Origin of the sequence: Intrasporangium flavum (assembly GCF_001956915.1) — a bacterium.
Classification (GTDB): domain Bacteria; phylum Actinomycetota; class Actinomycetes; order Actinomycetales; family Dermatophilaceae; genus Monashia; species Monashia flava.
This window is the reverse complement of the sequence record NZ_MLJO01000054.1, coordinates 1-417: the sequence shown is the minus strand read 5'-3', so window position 1 is coordinate 417 and position 417 is coordinate 1. Positions and strand designations below refer to the sequence as shown.

The following is a 417-nucleotide window of genomic DNA, read 5'->3' as shown; positions in this document are numbered from 1 at the left end:
AAGGCGAGGTAGCTGCCGCGCAGGGCGGCCGGCACCTTGGCATCGCTCATCGAGTAGTCGCGCACGTGCAGCTCGTAGATCGTCGAGTCGACGTCCTTGGCCAGGCGCGGCGACGGCGTCGTGCGCCACGCGGAGGGCATGAACGCCGGGTCCCTGAGGTCCACGGCCACCGAGCGGGTCGAGCCGGGGGTCAGCGCCACCGACGCGGGGTCGGTGACGACGTTCGTCTCGACCTTCTGCGTGCTCGGCGCCCACACCTTGAGCTCGTAGAGGTAGCGGGCGTTGCGGCCCGCGCTGCCCAGCGACGTCGACCACGAGCCGTCGGTCGAGCGCGTCATGGCGGTACGGCGCGCCGTCGACACGGGCTGGTCGGCCGAGCCGGCCGGCCAGGTCAGCAGGGTCACCTGCTGGGCCGTC

Annotated in this window: 1 pseudogene; it reads right to left on the bottom strand. The window is 72.7% G+C overall.

The annotated features are described in order from the left end of the window. Positions 1-417 (bottom strand): annotated as a pseudogene (locus tag BIV28_RS19620) (pullulanase-type alpha-1,6-glucosidase); the annotation flags it as partial.